Annotated in this window: 18 protein-coding genes; 7 read left to right on the top strand and 11 right to left on the bottom strand. The window is 45.0% G+C overall.

Going from position 1 to position 21,374, the window contains the following annotated elements:
• Window positions 1-5: 5 nt before the first annotated feature.
• Window positions 6-497, bottom strand: coding sequence for a GNAT family N-acetyltransferase (locus tag ACFFJH_RS19185; RefSeq protein ID WP_390214671.1), 492 nt, complete (start codon window positions 495-497; stop codon window positions 6-8).
• Between the two features lie 541 nt (window positions 498-1,038).
• Here ACFFJH_RS19185 and ACFFJH_RS19190 point away from each other — a divergent pair.
• Window positions 1,039-1,590, top strand: a complete 552-nt coding sequence (locus tag ACFFJH_RS19190; RefSeq protein WP_390214673.1) for a porin family protein — start codon at window positions 1,039-1,041, stop codon at window positions 1,588-1,590.
• Between the two features lie 178 nt (window positions 1,591-1,768).
• Here the strand turns inward: ACFFJH_RS19190 and ACFFJH_RS19195 are convergent, their stop codons facing one another.
• The 3 genes from ACFFJH_RS19195 to ACFFJH_RS19205 all read right to left on the bottom strand — a co-directional run bounded on the left by ACFFJH_RS19195 (window position 1,769) and on the right by ACFFJH_RS19205 (window position 6,917).
• Window positions 1,769-2,467 (bottom strand): DUF3108 domain-containing protein, encoded by a 699-nt coding sequence (locus ACFFJH_RS19195; RefSeq protein WP_390214674.1) that lies wholly within the window; start codon window positions 2,465-2,467, stop codon window positions 1,769-1,771.
• Between the two features lie 415 nt (window positions 2,468-2,882).
• Window positions 2,883-5,045, bottom strand: coding sequence for a metallophosphoesterase (locus tag ACFFJH_RS19200; RefSeq protein ID WP_390214675.1), 2,163 nt, complete (start codon window positions 5,043-5,045; stop codon window positions 2,883-2,885).
• Window positions 5,046-5,756: 711 nt separating this feature from the next.
• The gene (locus tag ACFFJH_RS19205) at window positions 5,757-6,917 is read right to left on the bottom strand and encodes a threonine aldolase family protein (RefSeq protein ID WP_390214676.1); all 1,161 of its coding nucleotides are present in this window, start codon (window positions 6,915-6,917) and stop codon (window positions 5,757-5,759) included.
• Between the two features lie 273 nt (window positions 6,918-7,190).
• Between ACFFJH_RS19205 and ACFFJH_RS19210 the strand changes: the two genes are divergently transcribed.
• Window positions 7,191-8,330: a carboxylate-amine ligase gene (locus ACFFJH_RS19210; RefSeq protein ID WP_390214677.1), complete on the top strand. Its 1,140-nt coding sequence runs from the start codon at window positions 7,191-7,193 to the stop codon at window positions 8,328-8,330.
• Window positions 8,331-8,334: 4 nt separating this feature from the next.
• Entirely contained in the window at window positions 8,335-9,534 is a 1,200-nt protein-coding gene (locus ACFFJH_RS19215; protein WP_390214678.1) for a hypothetical protein, read from the top strand.
• Between the two features lie 138 nt (window positions 9,535-9,672).
• Here ACFFJH_RS19215 and ACFFJH_RS19220 read toward each other — a convergent pair whose 3' ends face one another.
• Window positions 9,673-11,001: an NAD(P)/FAD-dependent oxidoreductase gene (locus tag ACFFJH_RS19220; RefSeq protein ID WP_390214679.1), complete on the bottom strand. Its 1,329-nt coding sequence runs from the start codon at window positions 10,999-11,001 to the stop codon at window positions 9,673-9,675.
• Between the two features lie 233 nt (window positions 11,002-11,234).
• Complete coding sequence (locus tag ACFFJH_RS19225) at window positions 11,235-11,900, bottom strand: glutathione S-transferase family protein (RefSeq protein WP_390214680.1); 666 nt, start codon at window positions 11,898-11,900, stop codon at window positions 11,235-11,237.
• Between the two features lie 193 nt (window positions 11,901-12,093).
• Between ACFFJH_RS19225 and ACFFJH_RS19230 the strand changes: the two genes are divergently transcribed.
• Window positions 12,094-12,570, top strand: a complete 477-nt coding sequence (locus ACFFJH_RS19230) for an Lrp/AsnC family transcriptional regulator (RefSeq protein WP_390214681.1) — start codon at window positions 12,094-12,096, stop codon at window positions 12,568-12,570.
• A gap of 159 nt (window positions 12,571-12,729) precedes the next feature.
• Here ACFFJH_RS19230 and ACFFJH_RS19235 read toward each other — a convergent pair whose 3' ends face one another.
• The 5 genes from ACFFJH_RS19235 to ACFFJH_RS19255 all read right to left on the bottom strand — a co-directional run bounded on the left by ACFFJH_RS19235 (window position 12,730) and on the right by ACFFJH_RS19255 (window position 17,766).
• A complete protein-coding gene (locus tag ACFFJH_RS19235; RefSeq protein WP_390214683.1) occupies window positions 12,730-14,511 on the bottom strand; it encodes an eCIS core domain-containing protein in 1,782 nt (593 codons plus the stop codon).
• 187 nt (window positions 14,512-14,698) lie between these two features.
• Window positions 14,699-15,640: a phytanoyl-CoA dioxygenase family protein gene (locus ACFFJH_RS19240; RefSeq protein WP_390214684.1), complete on the bottom strand. Its 942-nt coding sequence runs from the start codon at window positions 15,638-15,640 to the stop codon at window positions 14,699-14,701.
• 192 nt (window positions 15,641-15,832) lie between these two features.
• Window positions 15,833-16,546 carry a hypothetical protein gene (locus tag ACFFJH_RS19245; RefSeq protein WP_390214685.1) on the bottom strand — a complete coding sequence of 238 codons (714 nt, stop codon included), beginning with the start codon at window positions 16,544-16,546 and terminating at the stop codon, window positions 15,833-15,835.
• 75 nt (window positions 16,547-16,621) lie between these two features.
• Window positions 16,622-17,155: a glycosyl-4,4'-diaponeurosporenoate acyltransferase CrtO family protein gene (locus ACFFJH_RS19250; protein ID WP_390214686.1), complete on the bottom strand. Its 534-nt coding sequence runs from the start codon at window positions 17,153-17,155 to the stop codon at window positions 16,622-16,624.
• Window positions 17,156-17,169: 14 nt separating this feature from the next.
• A complete protein-coding gene (locus tag ACFFJH_RS19255; RefSeq protein ID WP_390214688.1) occupies window positions 17,170-17,766 on the bottom strand; it encodes a DUF3667 domain-containing protein in 597 nt (198 codons plus the stop codon).
• Window positions 17,767-18,235: 469 nt separating this feature from the next.
• Here ACFFJH_RS19255 and ACFFJH_RS19260 point away from each other — a divergent pair, with 469 nt between their 5' ends.
• From ACFFJH_RS19260 to ACFFJH_RS19270, 3 genes are all read left to right on the top strand, one after another.
• Complete coding sequence (locus ACFFJH_RS19260) at window positions 18,236-19,690, top strand: eCIS core domain-containing protein (RefSeq protein ID WP_390214689.1); 1,455 nt, start codon at window positions 18,236-18,238, stop codon at window positions 19,688-19,690.
• A gap of 138 nt (window positions 19,691-19,828) precedes the next feature.
• Entirely contained in the window at window positions 19,829-20,368 is a 540-nt protein-coding gene (locus ACFFJH_RS19265) for a PH domain-containing protein (RefSeq protein WP_390214690.1), read from the top strand.
• A 107-nt stretch (window positions 20,369-20,475) separates the two neighbouring features.
• A complete protein-coding gene (locus tag ACFFJH_RS19270; protein WP_390214691.1) occupies window positions 20,476-21,153 on the top strand; it encodes a hypothetical protein in 678 nt (225 codons plus the stop codon).
• Window positions 21,154-21,374: the final 221 nt, after the last annotated feature.

The following is a 21,374-nucleotide window of genomic DNA, read 5'->3' on the forward strand; positions in this document are numbered from 1 at the left end:
GTCATTTAAAATATATACGACATCAGAATCTCATCTAGGTAACGATCTTCATGTTTGAGATAGGTGTAATTACGCAAAATACCTTCGCGTTCAAACCCACATTTTTCATACAGTGCCGCTGCTCGTAGATTGTGTACGCTGGTACTTAATTCTATGCGCTTCAAATTTTTAGATGCGCCTAAACTGATAATTTCTTGCATCATGGTTTGACCAAGGCCTTTGCCCGCGAATGTGGGGTCTATGGCAACACCACCTAGGTAGGCAATGTGCGAGGTGCGATGTTTGAGTTGAATTAATTTGAACATACCCGCTGGTGTGTTCTGGCGCTCATCCGACACGCTAAAGATATACAGTACCTCGTCCGCTAATAGCGCTTCAAAAATCGGCTTAAAGCTGTCAGCCGACATGAACTCATACAGTAAAAACGGATTGATACTTGGATGCATGTAAAGCGCATAGATGAAATCAAAATCATCCATTTGAGCGGGGCGTATCATAGCTTGTGCTTTCTAAGTGTGCTGATCGGTTTGCTTAGGGTCTGTTAACATTCAAATTGGGAGTGCGAATGCGGAAAAATGGGCGCAGGGCTAGGCTATCGCTGAAGGAAAGCATCTTTGCAAAGATGCTTCGTTACGTCAGCGAGCAGCATGCTGCTCGAAACCCTGACTTTACCGTCAAGACGCGCTGCATTGCGAGCACTGTAAGCGGCTTGCAACAACGCCATGTGCCCATTTTACCCATTCCCGAAGGGTTCAAGCCAAAACGCGCGATGGACAGCGTTGTAGCCCTTGCCGAGGCATCAGCCTCGGCGTCGAACTACGCCTTGCCATCCCACCTTTTGGCTCGAACGCACTTCCCAATTTAAATGTTAACAGACCCTAGTCTATCAAAATGCTTTAGATGAGTTTTTAAACTTTTATTTCTGTATTCTGTAAATAGTAAATAAATAGAAAATCAGCTGTACGGTCATGCAAGTTGTGCTTGATAATATACTACCAGGTAAAAAAATCTTTATTTAAATAACATTCTAGGATCACTATGAAAAAAATTATTTTTGCCTTGTTGGCTTCATCTTTCGCGATGGCAGTTTATGCGAGTGACTCTTACGTCGGTGTGGGTGCGACTTCTAGTCGATATGAAGTCAATATCAATTTAGGGTCTTTTGCCAATCATACGAGTAATACCAGCGTCAGCGCTAAATTATTTGCTGGCTATGAGCTTGATAAAACTTGGGCGGTTGAGGCAGGCTATGCTGACTTGGGTTCGAGTAATATTGCGTGGGCATTTTCTGGTAGGAACGGGACCGCCAAATTGGATGTGCAATCGTTTTATGCCGCGGGAAAGGGAACGGCAACGATCAATGATCAGTTCGCATTGTTTGGCAAGCTGGGTGTAGCGCATAGCAAATTCAAGCAAAGTGGTTTTCCATCTGGTGGCGATGAAAGTAAGACAGGATTGTACGGTTCAGTGGGAGCTGAATTCGCATTGAATAAACAGTCGGGTTTGTCGCTAGAATGGGAGCGCTACGGACAAAGTTCTACTTATTCTAAAAACGGCAGCTTGACGGCGTCTATTAGATTTAAATTCTAATTCACTCGACGGGATTGCGATGTAGATATGTTGATGTGTGCTGAGGTGAACTTATAAGTTTTATCTGCAAGCGATTGAGGTCTAGTTGAATGCACATAATAGTGGGCTAACGCTGTTAAGTGCCTTTTTTATTGCGCGGCATATTGGGTAAGTGCAGTAGCGATTTTTCTACTTTAGCTTACTTGTTGTTAGGATTTGCTGGTCGAGCTAATTCGGCGCAATCGCCTCCGATAAAAGTGGTATAAAAACCTGCCTTGACACCGAGTTCGCGTCTGGGCGATTGTCCAATTTGATAGTGCGCCTTTGGTTTGCCTTCTTCGCCGATGTCGAGTTGCCAGATATTGGCCTCTAAGCCCTTAACCTGGATATTAAATTCACCCAGACCCTTATCGTAATGAAAAGTCGGAAGCCGCAATTGTGCACCAGATGTAAGTGGCATCGCCGCAAATGTGACACCCCATAAATTAGCATCCCAAATCGGCCCTTGAGTCGCCACTTCTATGCTTTCTTTTGAGCCGTCTGATGCGATACGTGTACCGCTGATTTTGTTGCTACCATAGTTCAAAAGCACGTGTTGCTTGCCTTGGCGCTCATTGATAAATTCAATCGCGTGGAGATCTAGTGCATCGACGATAAAGCTGTCGCGCATATCGAATTTGCTGCCGAACATGCGTTGATGTATGACGATTTTGAAAATGTCGCGATCCTCTTTTTTTCCGCGCTCAATCGATTGCAAGGTATAACCGATCACTTCAATTTTGTCGCCCTTTTGCGCCGTCGTGGTGTAGCAGGTCGTTTCGTTCTGGATTAGCGCGCCGTTAGGCGTTGTCGAGAGTGAGTTTAAGAGCAGGGCTGAGAGTAGGGGTGCTATAAGCATGATTCTCTTTCAAAGTTGGTGAGAGAACTGCTGTTAATTATTCACAGTTCTCTATCAAAATCTAAGGTGGATAGTTCGCCTTGTAGAGACAAGGATGTTAGGCATAGTAATGCACTGCATCAGCGTATGGCTATGATGTGATAAACCATCTGAATTGACGTATCAAATGGCTGTTTTATGGGACAGAATTAGGTGGAGGTTTTGTGCTGACTCAGTAATCAACGATCAATAATCAACGATCAATAATCAACGATCAATAATCAACGATCAATAATCAACGATCAATAATCAACGATCAATAATTAACAGTCAATAAGTAACAATCCTTCCGTTCATATCATATAGAAATAAACGGAAGGATAGGTGGATCAAGATAAGTGGATCAATTTCGGCTAGTTGCTAACTGCGCACTGATTTAATTGAAACTAGCGGCAGCGCTATTAGTGTTGGTGAGCGTCTGTGTCTTGAAATTGATCGTGAATTTGTCGCTAGGTTTTCCTGAGCCTAAGCCTTTGAAAATAGCAAACACTTGTTTGAATTGGTTTTGGAACAGTACATGCACTAGATTTTGATCTGATGGCTTACCGTCTAACATGCTAATGCTGCTTGGAGCAGAAGGAAAGGCATTCATTAAGACTTTATATTGCTTGACTCTATCTATGCCCATGTCGCGCAGTGCAAGTTCACCTGCATAGACGGTACGATGGAAGTCACCATAAAATTCATAGGCGCTAATCTTGGCAAAATCATCCAGTTTAAATCCAGCCGCTGTTGCGAGTTGCGTTGCTTTGGCCGTGGCTGTGGCCCAATCTGCACTCAATTGTGTCGCTGGTACTGGTGTTCCAGTTGCACTTCCTTTTGACATGCAGTTAGCAGTCAGTGGCAATACACCTGGGACATCTTTTAATTGAGCGAAGCTTACTTGAGTTTGCAATTGCGACAGAATTAGCATCTGTTTAGCGTCGAGCATGCTTGCTGCTTCTTTCATTTCGCAGGGCCAGTATTCATCCATGAAGCGTAAGCGTGATAATTCACCAAAATAGTAACGGGTAAATTCGCCGTACGATTTTGTATTCAGAATATCCTTGCTCCAACGTTTGCTAATATCTGCCGCTGCCGTGCTGTTTTGCAGATAGTCATATTCAGTTTGGTAAAACTTAAATAATTCGTTATAGCGTGCAACATTGTTCAATGAAATCGTCTCGATATCGACCGTGTCTTGATCTTTATATTTAACGATTTTGTAGGATGCGCCAAATACCGCGAGGGACGGCGATTGTACGTTGACTAGGTAATTTCCCGATGCATCCTTGTAGTCATTGGTGCCATTAAAATGCATATGACCACCTAAATGTAATTGCAAGCCTGTAGCAGTTAATGCCGTAGTGGTTGCTAGCTCTGGTACGCGAGCAACTTGAAATGCACCTGATTTAAAAACCGCTTTCATGGCGTCGGTTTGGTTAGCATAAAAATCCATCGTCGGATAATGCGAAAAGGCGATCAGGCGTTTGCCTTGCGCTTTAGCACGAGCATTGACGGTTTTTATCCAATCCAATAAATGCTTCTTGTGTGTCAATACCTTATTCCAGCCAGCATTACCTGCGCCATCAAACCCTTTAAATATCTTAGGATTAAATGGATCGAATGCGGCATTAGGAATATGCACGTTGGCGTCGATTGATAATAACCAAATGCCTTTAACGGGTTCTACCAAATAACTGGAGTCGATAATGCTAGTGCATTTGGTGTATGGCTTGCCGAGTTTCTTTTCACCTTCAGCTTTATAGTTACCGCCTTCACCTTCGGCACAAATTTCAAACTGGCGGTTTTTTGCCTCTGCACTGACTACTGCGGCGTCATAACTATAATTGGATGTGGTGTAGGTAGAAAACGGTGTCTCCCAATGGACATCCGCTTTATTTGGCATATAGCCAAATTCACCCAGTTGTGAGATCAGTTTTTCGTAGCCCAATTCCATTAACTGGTTAGTACAAGTCACATTGGCATCTTGATTTTTACAAGCGCTGTAGCCTGTCGCATAGACTTTTTGCTCTTTTCCTTCAGCCGTTAAAAAATCATTTTTACCAGCTTCATCATCATCGTAGGGTTCATTTGGATCATGATTGCCAGGTGCAATGAAGAAGCGCATACCCTTGGCTTGATACTCTTTCATGATAGCGGCGATACCATCAATATTGATAGGTTGCGCGTCGTCGGAGTAATCTCCGGAGAGTGCGACTAAGCGTATGCCTTTGCTGTACGCATCATCCAAAGCACCGCGAAATGCAAAGTAGTTTTCGTTAAATAAACGGGTTGAAGTCAATTGCGCATACATCGTCCGTATCGTCGCAAACTTACCGTCGCCAGTAGGGATGCCGGAGAACTTTGCATTCTTCAAATCGCCATAGACGTTTTCAAAGTGGACATCGGACATGACTGCGACAGCAGGCGTTTCAGCCTCGGGAGCGAGGGTGCTCGCGCTGTCTTTGTTGTTACTACAAGCGATTAGCGCGAGTGGTAAACATAGTGTGAGCAAGTGCTTGGTCGTTTTGCTCGCGTAAAAAAAATCAAAATTCATAGTCAACCTCAATAGCTTGCATCCCATAAAGCGCGGTGCAAGAAGTTTGTCAAAATCAGTTTTTTTAAAAAATAGTAGGCACACTGCCCCGAGCACGCTGAGCGCACATGCGTCTGTATTGAGCTAGATAGCGTGTGAACTTTGTTCGGGCAAAGTGTGAGTTACAGCAAATAAGGAAAGCTTTCCATGATTGCCTTGTGGCATTTTAGTTTGGCTTCATGACAGACTTATGACGTCATACAAATGAGAGGGCAAGCAGGGAGATTCAATCGCGTATCGTGTGATTGGTTGGTGTGATTTTTTATCGGAAGATGTGATAGTTGTTGATGGTAGATCTTAGATTCCTGCCACTTCAAGGCATAGGTATCTACATAAGTTGAAATGTGTATAAAGCGCCTTCTCCCGCAAGCGGGAGAAGGTCGGGATGAGGGCAGTTCAGATTAAGGAAATGCATTTTCTAAAGCCACGTTCGGTATTTAGAACTCATGCAATCGAGATTTTTTCTCACTTGCCAAGCTCCCTCACCCCAGCCCTCTCCCGCTTGCGGGAGAGGGAGTGTTATCAGTGCTCCAATTATGTAGATATCCATGCTTCCAAGGAGCGGGAAAGGGTGTTCCGACTCTAAACCGCAGGCAATGTCAGGGATATTCTGATTTTGCTGAGCGCCTATTAGTGCGCACCCTATGTCCGATTTTGTAGTAGATAGGGCTTTTAATTTTTTCCTGCGAACGCATCCACTAGAAAATCGGTGTCGCGCCGTAATAGGCTTTCGTTGAATTGAAGAGGTAGTTTGCCATCAATAATTTTTCTGGTGCGTATGTTGGCGTCTTTGAGTCTTTGCTCTAAGCCCGATTGACGCTGAGCCGATATTTCTAAGGTCGCGATATTGCTGCCTTGTTCGATTCTATGCACTTTGAATCCCTCTAATTTTTCTAGCCGAGAAAGCAGGTTTTGACCTGCATGACGGACGGCGGTAAAGCGTTGTTCAACTCCTTCCAATGCATCCAAGGCTGGCAGTGCTGCTTGCCATCCAGACGACTGCGTACCACCTAAAATATGTCGCAGCTCGCGTGCTTTGTCCATTTGTGCTTTAGTTCCGGAAAGTATGGCGCCATACGCTGCGCCTAGATATTTGTAGAGTGAGACATAGACCGTATCAAACGGAGCGCAATAATTTTTGATATCAAAGCCTGGCATGCCAAACATCAGAAACAGACGTGCGCCATCCAGATGCATGGGAATACGTTTGCTGCGCGCTAGTTTTGCGATCTCTTCAATCTGACTCATGTGCAAAGTTCCACCTTGGGTGCGGCGTACCGGACTTTCCAGCGAGATTGCGCCGACCTTGATGGGGTAAGGTCCGATCTCTGCGCGACTAATCGCATCACTGAGTTCCGTTAAAGTGGGAGCCGTTTTTCCTGCTGCCAGTGGCACCATATTGATACCGCTCAGTGTCGTGACACAATTGCTCTCATCGCGGTACACATGACTTTCCTGTTGTACTAATGCGTGTTTTGCTTCGCCGCACAAAATACGGATGGCAATGTGATTTGCCATTGTTCCCGTCGGCATAAATACACTAGATTCTTTTCCTAACAAGCTAGAAAATTTTTCTTCCAAGGCAGCAACCGCTCCACCGCTTAAATAAGAGTCGTTGACCCTAGCGTGTTTGATTAATAAAGCTTGTAATCGGTTCGCTTCGTTCTCAGCGGGGTAAGGTAGCGAGTCACCCACTAACCATATTTGCGTGTCAGCATCGGAGGCGATAGGTGGCTTTGCAAACGAGTAGATATTAGCATTGGCATGGGAACTAGAGCCAAGCGCAACGAGCGGTAGCGTGGACCCTAAAAATTGGCGGCGATTAAGTGTCATGGCGTGGATAGGTTGTTAAGTAGTTGTATTCAAATGGAAAACCTGAAATTCAAAAGCACAAACAAGAAGCTAAATGCGCCTTTAATACGCGAATTGATTTTGCCGTAGAGCATCTAAAGTGTTGCAAAGACTATTTCCATGTTTGTTATGCATATAAAGCTCATTTTCCGAGCCAGCTAATTAAATTTATCTGCACCTTTTGGAATATAGCCATAGTTGAAAGCGATGTCACTGTTTAGTCACTGTTTATAAGCTTGCGTAAGGGCATGAGAGATGAGGAATTTGATTACATTAGGCGCGGAAGAAGAATTACAGATTGTTGACGAGCACAGCTTGGAGTTGGCTACGCATGATTTCGAACGAGGCCAGTCTGATTTTCCCGATCGGAACGGTAGTTCTTCTTGCGAGTTACATAAAGCGGTGGTTGAATTACAGACACCGATTTGTCATACGCCCGATCAGATCGTCGCTAGTGTCAGTGATATGCGTGAGATTATTCGTTTGCGCGCCCAAGCTCAGGGGCAGAGAATTTTATCGGCTGGCGTGCATCCATTTTCGAATTGGAAAGAGCAAGAGATCAATAAAGACTTCGACAAGCATCAACACTACATCCGTTTGGTTGATGAGTATGCCGACATTATGCGTAGCCTAGTGTCTTATGGATTTCACGTGCATTTAGGTTTGCCTAAAGGCATTCCGCCAATGGCAATTTTTAATTCTCTGCGCAATAGTCTGGCGCCTGTGTTAGCGATTTCATTGAGTTCACCATTTTACGAAGGCCGTGATACGGGCATGCAGAGTTGGCGTCATTCTATGTTAGATCGCTTACCACGTATGGGAACGCCTGATATCTGGCAAACCGAAGAGGCCTATTTCGAACACATACAATTATTGCGTAAAGTGGGCACTTTGGAAGCCCAACACGGTATGTGGGAAGACTTACGTTTGCACCATCGTTATCACACTTTAGAAGTTAGGATTTGCGATGCTACGCCGTCCTTGGAACACATCTGGCTAATCACCGCTCTGTTGCAATGTGAGGTCGCTACTTTGGTACAGGATTATCAACGTGGACGCCTGCCAAAACCCTTATCACGTGCTTGTTTGGAAGAGAATAAATGGCGAGTGCGTCGGCGCGGTCTGGGAGCTTCGCTGATTGACTGGCATAGTGAGGTGCCAGTCAGTTTGCATGAATACTTCGATCAATGGCTGGTGCGCCTGACTCCCGCGGCGGAGGAATTAGACTTGCTAAAAGGTTTGCACGAAAAAGTTGCGGCTTTGTTTATCCACGGCGCTTCCGCCGATATCCAACGTGGAATTTTTAAGCGTTCCGAGAATTATCAGACCTTGGTGCAGCATTTGATCCATCAGACTGAAGAAGCACAGTTTGCTCCCACACCTTACTTGCAATAAGCTGATGACGACAAACCAGCATCCTTTTCATGATTTGACGTTTGAGCTTCAAAAACAAGCACCACAGTCGAAAGCGCGCATTCATCAACTTTGGGCTAACTTGGCAGCTACCAGCCATGTACCTGCCGAACCCGTGTTATTTTCTGAATGGCCGCTGATTGCCTCGCAGCGTTTGCAAGACAAATTGACGCAGCGGGTCACTGCCTTATGTAAGGTTCTTCAACCTAAGTTAAAAGCCGAGCTTGTGCAAACGCAGGGGTGGCAACACCCGCAGGCGGCAGATGTACTGACCGTCGATTACGCGATCATCGTTGACGGAGAGCACGGCACCGATGGGTGGGATATACGCTTAGTCGAATTTCAAGCGTTTACTTCTTTATTGACTATGGGCTATCGACTGCATCAAGCGCATAGTCAATTGTGGCCACAATTGGCAAGTTGTCCACCGTGGCAAACCTATGCTGAAGATCAAGATTGGTTAAACGCTTGTCGGCCATGGCTGGCGGGTGGGAATAATCCAGCCTTGTTGGAATATCAGCCTTGGCAACGTGGGACGCTATTTGATTTACATGCGAGCTCAGTGCTATGGAATTTACCTATCATAGAGCCGCATCAAATCGAAATCGATAAAAGTGGGCGCCTCATCTCAAATCAGAACGGTCAGCGAACTTTGCACGACAAAGTGCTCAATCGTTTGATTTTGAGTGAGCTAAAAGATGGCGGACGGTTTGCTTATCAACTACAAAGTGCTGACGTCAAATGGCATAGTCACCCCGCTTGGTATTTTTTGGTACATAAGGGATTGGCGTCAGAAATCAAGATACCGTTTGAACCTATTAATGTTAGAGGACATCAATGGCGTGATTTAAATTTGCCTGCCCATGATCTGGTAGCGAAGAATATTTTTTCTTGTGGTGGCAAGGATTTACGCATCGGTGTCGGCGCCCAAGAGTTAGATCAACTTGATCAGCCTGAGAATTGGCTGATACAACCACGTTATCGACCTTATCCTGTTATGACGAGTCAAGCAGGTGAAAAAGTTTATGCCGAGCTACGTTTGATCGTGCAGCTAAGAGCAGAGGCGCAACCTTGGATCGCGATGCAAATTGTGCGCATGTATTGCGCAGAGCAAGCATCAGCGAGTTTCTTTCAAGGGCGCGAAGGTGAAGGCGCAAATATTCTTCACAGACCACCAAGTGCGTAGGGTGCGCGATGCGCACCGATGTCGGGGCGAAAGCATCAGTTGGAAGTAAGTCGAGAGTGGTGGTGTTCACAATGACCACGTTACTTGGTCATTGTGAGCACTACTACCATTGCGCGGCTTGCTCTTAAATAAAAATACTCAATGCAACTTAATCCTAGGATTGCGCACTCTATCAATAGTCTCCGCCCAAGTTGATAACCAGGTATGAAACCAGCCGTTGACTGCCACTTGATGATGTTTGTGCAGTGACCAGTACATCCATTTTGCCAATGTGCCTTCGATGAATACAGAGCCGCTGGCAATCGCTCCCATTAAGCTACCGACGGTACTGTAGTTACCGAGCGAGACCAGTGAACCATGATCTTTGTACACGAAGTCTTTGAGTGATTTTCCTGCCAATGAACGACACAAAGAATCGGCTAGGCAAGTGGCTTGCTGGTGCGCTGATTGCGCGCGTGGCGGTACGTTAGGTAAGCCTTCGCCTTGCGGGCAGGCGCAGCAATCGCCGATTGCAAAAATAGAGGGATCCAGTGTGGTTTGTAAATTGCGTTGCACGACTAATTGATTGAGCCGATTGGTTTCCAAGCCATCGAGATTTTTCAAAAAGTCTGGTGCTTTGATTCCTGCCGCCCACACCACGATACCGCTAGGAATAAATTTTCCGCTGGCCATCGCCACGCCCTCTTTACTGACTTCGACTACTTTTTCATTGGTATGAATTTCTATCGCAATGCTACGCAGTTCTTTCGCTACAGCATCCGACAAGCGTTCTGGCAGCATTTGTAGTAGGCGAGGAGAGGCATCAACGATGACGATCTTGAGTTCTTTTTCAGGATGGAAATTTACCAATCCATAGCTGGATAGAATTTTGGTGGTCATGTGTAACTCTGCCGCCAACTCGACACCGGTTGCACCACCCCCAATAATGGTCACGGTAAAACGTCCTTCGCCTGCATGTTGGTTTTGGGATTGTGCTCGCAGGCAGCAATTAATCAGTTTGTGATGGAAGCGTTCTGCGGCTTGCAGCGAGTCAAGCATGATGCAGTTTTCTTTGGCGCCTTGAGTGCCAAAATCATTGGTCTGACTGCCTAGGGCAATCACTAATTGGTCGTAATGAATAGCTTGTTGCGGCAAGAGTTCGTTGCCGTCTTCATCTAAAGTGGGCGCGAGGTAGATTTCTTTTTTCTCACGCGATAATCCTTGCATGCGACCGAGCCGAAACTCAAAGTGTTTACTGCGCGCCAAAGCGAAATATTCACGTTCATCAGCATGGCTGTCCAAAGTGCCAGCAGCGACTTGGTGTAATAAAGGTTTCCATAAATGCGTGCGGCTGGCGTCAATTAAGGTAATGCGGGCTTTGCCTTTTTTGCCGAGCCGCTTACCTAAACGTACGGCCAACTCCAAACCACCTGCGCCACCACCAACAATCACGATTTGATGCAGTGCTTCTCCTCTTTGTGCGTTCATCTCATTTCCTTGAAGTTTAAAAAGCTATTTCAAGAAGCACTACGATGAGCGCGAGCCGGTAAAGATAATATCTTCTTGAAATAGATTCTCGACTCAAGTTACGACGAGTCTATGCCACTAGCGAATTATCGTTGGTGGCATCTGATTCAGAATTCTACTCCTGCTGAGAAGATTATGTGGATAGCCCAAATAGTAGGTCTAAATAATAGGTTTATATAGTAGGTCTATACGCCCTAGTCAGAGAGCAAATAATCGTCATACCAGACCGGCTCAAGTCGATCCGCGTCCGAGAGCCATTCTTGTACGCTAGCACGTTGCATTAATTGGCTACCCCAGCTCGCTACTCGAGGAAAGAGCGTGAAGTCAGGTTGATGTCGGAATATTCGAATTATAGTTGGAACCAATGAGAGATCTGCGAGAGATATGTCGCCAAATAAATATGGTCCGTTGCTAGCACTTAATTGTTTTTCCCAGACCGTGAAGAGGAACTTGATTTGTTTTTTCTCATTTTCACTAAGTGCGCGCTTGTCGGGATAAAAGGCACTTTCAAAAAATAAATGAGGACATAAATTTGAGAGCCCAGCATGTTGCCAGGCAACCATGGATCGAACACGCGCTCGAGTCGGCGAATCAGGCGGGAGTAGAGATTTAGAACCTATTTCGTTGGCGAATTCCATTATCGCCAATGAATCAAAAATGACTTGGCTATCCACAAGTAAGACTGGAACTGCAGCAGGGGGAGAAAACTCACCGATTTTCGCAAGATTTTTAAAGCGCTGCGGTCTTCGGATATCGACGACATGTTCTTCAAATGCTAAGTTTTGTTCTTTCAAAGCGAGCCAGGCACGCATGGCCCAACTAGATGCGTTTTTGGTACCTGAATAGAGTGTCAACTTCATGATATGTTCATCCTGTGTTTAATAATTTAATGAGGCGGGAAAAGTGCAAGGTACAATTTGCGATGTATCCCAAATGGAGCAGTCAATTACAGCGTAAGCATAATTGGCGAGCGTCGCTTGTGTGCAGCAAAAAGATAGCCTAAAACGCTGTTTCCCCTCTGATTTTCTTGATAAACGCCGTCCCACTGCAAAAATGAATAAGCTAGATAATTTTGATTTAATTTTATTGCGTGAATTGCAAAGAGATAGTCGTCAAAGTGCAGAACAATTGACTGCAAAAATTGCCTTGTCAACGACGGCTATACAAAGGCGTATTAAGCGATTACGTGATGAGCACGTCATTGTCGCCGAACATGCAGTGCTTGATCCTAAAGCGCTGGGGCGGTCGCTTACTTTAATCGTTGCGGTGAGTCTGAAAATAGGACGCGCCTCAATTAATGAACAGTTTAAATCTACTATGATGGCGGCTGAAGAAGTTCAGCAGTGCTACGCGGTGGCAGGGGATCAAGACTTCATCCTCATTATCTCTGTGATGGACATGTACGAATATGAAGTGTTGACGCATCGTCTTTTCCACAGTAATGAGGCGGTACAAAAATTTCACACCACCGTGGTGATGGAGACCGTTAAAGTAGGCTTACAAATACCCGTGCCTATCGCTGTCGATTAACGCGAATTTATCTCTCGAAACAGAAAGTAAGGCGCTTCTGCTTGCCTCATTCATAGCGGTATTCTGCATCGCTTTCTATTTGCTTTCCTGTACTTATGTGGTGATGTTTCAGCGATTATTCACCATTATTCGCCATTATTTTTATAATCCTGTAGTTTTTCATACTTCATTTAGGGTCGTATTTTCAGGCAAGGCCGCCTTGACTTGAGCTGCGCCATCCTGCCACATCGTAATCGTATGGGTTTTTCCTGTTTTTGAGACGGTGGGCAAGTAAACTACGGCGTCGCAGTTAGTAAGGGCTCTGGTTACCAGCGCTTTACGTGTAGCGTTTATTTTACCTAGATTGTCTGTGACGGTTGTTTCTACGAACTTATGTCTATCAGTCTCGTTGGCCTGTCTAGATTCATCTAGATTGTAATCAACCAGTGTGGTGATTTTATTTGGCTCGCCGCTGCCTCTCGCAATTTTTCCAGCTAATTTTTTTAGAGAATCGGAAGCAACGGCGGTTTTCACCCGCTCGTCGCTGATGCCAAAGTCTTTATCGAAGGTAGCTGACCAGGTCAGCCAAAGATCTGCAAATGTCACCCACTGTACATCGCGTTTGTCTGTATGCGTGAAGAAATAAGTGTTATCTCGCAGGTTAAGGAGTTGATTTTTGACACAGTTAAAGCGAGCCGCCTCACCTGCCATTTTGGTGTTGGCATCCAAGCTCGCTTCATTGTCGGATTGCTTACGACCTACGGCGATTGCATTTGCGGTATTTTCTAAATCGCTGTCGCCCGTATCGTGATGTTGATTGCTATAGCTGGCTGCGATTCCTTTTTTGTTGCCAGTGAGTTGGTCACGAGTCGCCATACTGCTGACATTGCCATTGTCATTGACCTTGACCACGTAACCTAAATTGTAGGGGCCAAAATGATAATCAAGTGCCAGATTCTTGTTGACAGAATGGACACCCGATACACGCAAACGGAAAGGGTCAATTTTGTTGTCAATTTCTGGTTTGTCATAATCGATTGCGGCAGTGATCCAGGTACTGCCAGCGACAGCGCTACCTACGGCTTCTCCAGCATCAGCGAACTTTTCTATTAGCTCAACCCGGGTGCCCTGAGTTCCTGCATCTTGTGTAAACACATGACCTATCTTTGCGAGGTTCTTGTCGAGCCACACATTTTCTGAATCATTTTGATAGGTGGCACCATTGGGGTCATACCTTTTACGTTGTAGGGCTGTCTTGTTTGTGAGTTGTGCCGGCGCTGAGATGGCGCTCACACTGTGTTGACTTGTATTTGCGTGGCTCAGTCCAACGTGCATCGCTTGTGCACCCATCATATCGGCTTCGTGCTCTAAGCTCACTTCATCGTTGATAGGCACGCCTGCTTTCATTTGCATGGTCGGTTTGACTTTGCCTTGCGCTTGTTGAACCACGTGCCAAGCCTCGTGGGGGAGATGCTGTTCTTGCCCCGGTGCGACATGTATATCGCCGCCTTGCGCGTAAGCGTGAGCGTTGAGCTGTGCCGGTTGGGCTGAATTGTAATGAACTTTGACGTGATCCATATTCATACCAGAAATGGATTCGATACCGGCTTTGAGTTGTAGGGGGAGGCCTGTGTGGTTGGTGTGACTGCTGTCAGCGTCGGATTTTTTTTGAGTGAGCTCCTCATCAGCGACACACTGTGTGGTGTTTAATTTTGCTTGTAGTGCTTCTTCATCTTCGGCTCTTTGTGCAACTGGCCGTCCCATGAATGCTGTTTTTGCTTGGAGTTGTTGTGTCTGCAGACTATTTTGTGTCATCCGTTGGATGGCGCGTAATTGCTGAGTTTGCGAACGAAGATCCGTGGCTGACTCATGTGTATCGACACGGCTATTCTTATTCTGGGCTTGTATGATGTTCTGACGGTGCTTAGATCTAGCGTATTGCGATGTCGCGCTGGAGTTCATGACTTGCCTCTTAGTTTCTTACATGGGAAGAACAACGGAGTGTTTGAAGTGAATATCTATTTTAGCTATAAACTTAGCTTATAACTAGGGTTGGTAGAAATTATATTTGGCCATTCCATCTAAGACGGTTTTTCGCAGTATTGCCTCTATGTTTCTGACTCATGCGCCGGCAGTTCCCAAGTTTTATTTAACGCCACACACTTTGATCGACATGATCGTCGGGGATGTAGGCTAAATATTGCACCATGCGTGGCGTCTTTCCGCGATTGGCGGTTGCGCAGTGGGGAAGAGCCTGATGCCATATGATGAAGTCTCCAGCTTTGCCTGTGACAGCCTGCGCTTGTAGATCTCGAAGCGCGCATTCACGCGGGTCTTCGTGCGGCGCGAGTTGCTCCAGCCATGGTGTGATTTGGTGGTGAAAGCCAGGTACACAGTGGAACGCGCCGTCCATCTCATCACAATCACTCAAATAGAGTAAGCCTTGATAGCGTTCTGGAATAGGGAGTGTGAGGCTCACGTCCCAATGCAGGCCGTTACCCCGAAATGAAAAGTTATTCGTTTCAGGTGGATTAAAGCTGGTCTGATCTATGGTTTTATAGATGGCTTTGGTGCCGTACAGTTGTTCAAAGGCAGTGCGGATACGCTTGGACGCACGATTGGTATTTAACTGAGGGTGATTGTAAAAAGGCAGCATTAACCCTTGCTGTAAATGCTGAGCGCGGTACCAACTGGCGGGATCGTTGATATCTGCATTTAAGAAGCGCCAAATAGCGTCCCGACTTGCTGCACAGGCCTTTGCATCAATCGCATTGGATAAAACAAGATAGCCATTTTTGTTCCAAAAATCGATTTGTTCTTGAGTCAGATTATCGTCTGCATCAGCGTCAGCGGCCTGTTCTGCGCTTTCTAAAATTTGATAGGCTTCGCGCATTTGTAGCAGCCAATCCTTAAACTCTGGCAAGCTTGGTCTTATTTCTAGTAGGAATTTGATGACTGCAGGGTGTGCTAAATGATTGGCGTAAAGCGCTTTGAGTTGTTGATGCCATAGCTTGATGTCGTGCGCAACTTCTTGATGGGCAGGATCACAATGTTTTTGCCACAGTTTTTCTAAAGCCCACCAATCTTGCATATATTGCCTCTTATTGTGATTCGTCGGCGGCTAGTGTAAGGATAGTTGGTGCCGCGTGCAAGTCGGAAGGGGCATGCAAAAGTCGAAAATCGTGAAAATATTTTTCGAGATATATTCACTTAATTCTTTTCCCTACAGCAATAGGAAGTCGAGTGTGGATCATGCAAGTAATTGAATTAGAACTGGGGTCAGCTATTTCTGATCTGCATCTTGAGTAAGATTTTTTGATGCCACTGTGTCGTCTTGTCTATTTTCATTCATTTGTTCCTGCGCTTTTTTACTCTTCCATTTGGAATAAAAATAAGCAGTGCCAGCGACCGCACCTGTCATCGTTGCGGCTGCGCCGATTACCGGTGCCGCCGCGACGACTATAGGTGGTCCTACAATCGCCGCACCTGCTGCAACGCCGGCAGCGATTCCTAAACCCATAGAGACAGTTTCTGTTTTTTCTTTGATCTCAATATGGTTTTCTTCTAGTTTGTCATCAATTTTTTTGACACCATCTACGATTTGGTGGCTGACAAATTTTGCGCCTTCGCTGGCGCTTTCAGCGATGTGCTGACTAGTTTCTTTAACCTGTACCATTAGTGCTTGTGTTGTTTCATGTTCGATCACGTCACTGATAGATTGCTGCACAGATTGTTGTAAGGATTTGCTCGCTGTAATTGCTGTGGAGAGGGTGGCATTGGTAGCCGCGCTGATTTTATTTATGGCTTCTTGTTTAGTGTTTTGATTAAGGGTTCGAGAGAGCGTTTGAGAAACAGTTTTAGAAACAGTTTTAGAAACAGTCTGACTAATTGTCTGAGTAACATCGTGCGCCAGATGTTGCACTTGTAGTAGATTACGCCCCGCGCTATTGGCGGATTGCTTTGCTATTTGGCCTAATTTTTCAATACGATCTTTCATGCTGGCTTCCTAAAAAATCTTAGCAATTATGTGAGATGCTTATCTATGCGAGTTTGATTATCCTTGCGGATTATTCTACTTATGCTCGGGTTTGATCGCTCGTGCAATACGTGGTCGGTTATAGCGCTGCAATAGCACGGGATAAAGGTTGAACAGGGTATTAAAACTTAATAACCATAAAGATTTGATCACGCCAAATTCCACTGCAACGAAAATAGTAAATCCTAAAACGATGAACCAAATAATTAGGTGGCCCAACTCAGATTTTTTGGTTTGGTAATATAAATTCGCCATAGCTTCGGCGCTTTTTTCTATGGGAATTCCCTTTCGAATTAATTTTTCCCAACCGATTAAAACCAATAATTTCCTGAATAAATTGATTCCAATGTATTCGTATATCTTGCCCTTTCTTTCCCACTTTCTGTCATCGAAATAAGTAAGCTTGAGCTGGCTTTTTAATGCATCTATAAAGATATGCACGCACAGCATCAACATGAAATTGAGTGCCCACGCGAAGGCAAAACTATCGAGCCGCATGTAGCGCATCAGAGCGAGTGTTAATCCTATCGTTATTGCACAGATCAAAATCAGAGTGAGATATTTTTTCATTGTTCAATGTTTTGCTATCTAATGAAGGTATCGTAGCCAAGACCTATTAACCATGCACCGCCATTAAATGTGACAAAGCCTAAAACATAGGCGCTACCTGCTTTAATATAACTGAGTGCTTTTTGGGGATCGAAAAATTGGCCTATTGCCCAAGCTAGGTAAAGGAAGATAATGACACCGTAAGCTTGGGTAAGATTGAATCCAGTTATACCATTTAAAAAAACGCCTAAGGCCAAAAAAAGCATACCTATGCCCATCACAAAAGATAGCAATATCAAGATTTCAAAAAAATTGACATCGTGCTTTCTGAAGAAAACTTTCAACCAACACCCGATAAATAAGCCCATGATAATGTTGGCATAGCCATAGTGCGTGTGTACCCAATTTGAAATGGCAACTGCGGTGATGGTTTTGTTGTCACTCGCGGCCAAATTCCCTTTCTCGATATGAAAGTAGTGTGCTACTAGGGTATAAATTAGGGAGCTGACGATAATAAAAATAATCGGTTTGACCAAGCGGCTACGGTTCTCATTGACGTATTCTCTGACGCATTTTCCGGGGCGAAGCAGTAATTCTCTGATGGTGAAAAAGAAGCCTTTTTCCAAATGCAAAACGTGTTCAATTTCATGCAAAATAAAATGGCTATCAATTCGCTTTAGTTTTACCGCGTGTCCGCATTGAGCACAATAGTTGCCGTGGATTTTACTTGTACAATTTTTACAGTTCATAGTTGTTTGGTCGCGTAGCCTTGAGTGTTCTTATTGGCAATTTCTAAGAAGCTTTAGCCGGAATGATTTACAAATATTGTCATTACGTCGAAGTGTGAGGGATTTTTCATTGACCGTCAAAAAATAGTTTTTGTTCATAGATTGCATCAGCGCAAGACGAGCTTTATAGAAATGAGGACAACTTTCATGAGCTGGCGCGGATTATGCATAACTCACAGAGAGGCGGTATGACTAGGGATTAGCACTAATTTACATGTAAAAAAATAACTGTTTTGTTATAAATGTGAACTGGTTATACTGACCTAAGATAAGTCTGGGTAGTCTAAATACACGGAAATTGAAAGGAAACAACATGCAAACGCGTACATCTCGCATAGCAGATCCATCATTTGGACGGCACCCAGCGCGTGTCACAACGGCGACTCAGTTAAGACAAGCGAATGCGGCGCAAGTCCTCGATACCCGTGAAACCCAATCCATACAACGCCAAGTACAAAGTATTGCCAGTCAAAGTTCGGCGGTGAGCCAACTTAAATTCCTACAGACAAAAATGGCAGCTAAAGCTGAGGTCACGCAACGTGTTGAAGATGAGCTGGTACAGGGTAAATTCTGCACAGTACAGCGCGTCGAAGAAGATGAAACCTTGCAGGGCAAGTTTGCTAGTGTACAACGTGCAGAGGACGAGGAGGCACTGCAAGGGAAGTTCGACACAGCGCAAAGAGTCGAAGAGGATGAACCGTCAACCGTTCAAGCAAAACTGGCGACTACGCAGCGTGTTGAAGACGAAGCTTTATTACAAGGTAAATTTGGCACAGCACAGCTAGCAGAAAAAGCAAAACCGAATAACACAGGTCTCCCCAATCAACTTAAAGTCGGTATTGAATCACTATCAGGTATGAGCATGGATCACGTCAAAGTCCATTACAACTCATCGCAACCCGCTCAACTGAATGCCCACGCTTATGCGCAAGGTAGTGATATTCATGTAGCACCAGGGCAAGAGCATCATGTGCCGCACGAGGCCTGGCATGTTGTGCAGCAGGCGCAAGGACGAGTACAGCCAACCATGCAGATGAAAGAAGGTGTGCCCGTGAATGATGATGCTGGATTGGAGCACGAAGCTGATGTGATGGGGGCGAAAGCTAATTCTGGCAGTCTGATTCACGCGAAGAAGCTGAGTCAAAGTGTTGATGTGGCGAGTAACTTGACGCAAAGGAAAATAAACGGTCCTATCGCACAGCTGTATGCCTATGCTCCTGGTACGACTAAAAAAGTCACCTTAATCAATGCGAATGGAACAAGTCAGACCGACATTGACGTTTGCACCAATAATTCTGTCACGTATGCAGCTAATGATGCCAAGCGAACCGGATCTGGAACCGGGACTGCTTCTTGGGCAGGATGGCTTACTGATGCCGGCACGCTCAACAACGCGACGCAACTTCATGTCGTCAATCGTCTGTTAGGTGGAGACGGTGGTCCGACTGAGGGCAATATTGGACCAGGCTCACAATATCTCAATTCCCGTCATCTACATCAAGCAGAAAAGTACGTGAAAGATGAGCTATTTAGCGGTGGTACCGCAACGCATGGTTTTACCTATGCTTGCAGTTTTGATTATAGTAACTCAATTGATAAAGTACATAATACTAAAACGGCAAAAGACACTGCCATCAATGATCCTGCGATCACGGCCAAGGTAAGCTTCACAGGCACTGCGCCTGCGGTACAGTCCGACGAATTGAAGGCGCTCGTGACTGGAAAAAAGGTAGACAATGGAAACAATATGAAATTCGGCAAAGCCTAAGCCCAGTCATATCGTCAGCACTACGCACCACAAACTACGCATGATTATTGTCAACTGGTCGTCCAGCGCATTAGCTATCAACAAAACTTTATGACAGACTACCCACTTTATTTAGCCTAGCCACGATAAGAAAGTACCATGAGTGCCAATCTTTCCCCCGATAATCGCGAAACCAAAGACTGCCCAGTTTGTGGCGAGACCATCAAAGCCGTTGCGATTAAGTGCCGCTTCTGTAATACCGACTTGCAAGCATATACCGCGCATGTTGAACATGATGCGGAGAAAATCTTATTCGCTGGTCGTCCCGCCACCATTTTTAGCGCTTGGCAATGGATAGTGGTCGTACTAACACTAGGCATAGGCTATGCATTTTACTGGTTTAAAGCACGCGGGTTACATTATGAAATCACCACGCAAAGGGTCAAGTTAGAGCGCGGCATTTTTTCTAAAGTCAAAGATAATGTTGAGCTTTTTACGATAGAACATTTTGATTTAAATTCGCCATTCGGCATGCGCTTGCTAGGCTATTGCATATTGCAACTCAGATCGTCTGATACCAGCTATCCACAGCTACATTTATATGGTGTGAAGAACCTAGAAGCGCTCTCGGACACACTGCGCGAATGCTCCATGCGTGAACGCGCTAGACGTCGGGTGACTGCTATTATTCAGCCTTAAATGACAGATATGGTTTTGATGTTGAGCATATTAATGTTGATTGAAGAAAAATAGTATGTGCTTCGATTTACCCATGCATTTTGATTTCGAAAAAAGGATCGTTTGTCATGAAAACTTTTACACTGGCGTCTCAAGCTCAACCGCGGCAAAGCGACACAGCGCAAACAAAGCATGTGGATTCAGATACATGGTCTCAACATCATGACGATACTCGTCATGTATCTGTGCAGTTGAAAAGTCAAGGGGCGATGATGACAAGTAGCCCACAACAAAAAAATTTGCAGGCACTTCAATTGCGAATGAAGAACGGCATACAGCAACAGGCGCCCTCTACCAATTTTCCAGTCCAACGTGCTGTCAACATCAACGCAATGCAATATGAAGGAAATGTGTATGTGGAGGCGGAAGGGCTAGCGTCTGAGTTTAAGGATGGTGATGATGCGGGTGATTACGGTTGGAATGGTGTAGAAACCTATATGGTAAAAGCGAAAGTTGGAGACACTGTGATAGCGCCTGGCGGCACATTTAATAATAAATTTATTGTCGCCCAATCCGGCCATATTTTAGCGCAACAAAATGGTGGTAAAGGAAGTGATCCGAATAACGTTTTCGCTCAAGATGGCGGTGTCAACAATGGCCCATATCGAACTTATTTTGAAAATCCAATGAGACGAGCGCTTGACGTTGCAGACGAGGATACGGAAGTAAAATTTGAAGCCGCCTTGATGGGCGATGATATTTCATTTGGTAAGCTTGAGAAAGAGTCTAAAAATCTTTTTGTGTAAAGTTGAATTTTGCTACCATTCATTTAGGAAGCAAATATTTGATGCCCAGCGGTTCGACCTAGTACGGGTTACGTGAACCATTTTTTGAGTCTGCTCAAGTATACGTTTTGATACCCATTCTATATTTGAGTTTCTTGTAAATTTTTTCCTCTCCTACCCCACACAGCATAAAAAAAATTCATCATGCGGGTCATAGTTCTGAGCTGAACCTTAAATAAGCT

Source organism: Affinundibacterium danionis (genome assembly GCF_042432465.1).
GTDB classification, from domain to species: domain Bacteria; phylum Pseudomonadota; class Gammaproteobacteria; order Burkholderiales; family Burkholderiaceae_D; genus Undibacterium; species Undibacterium danionis.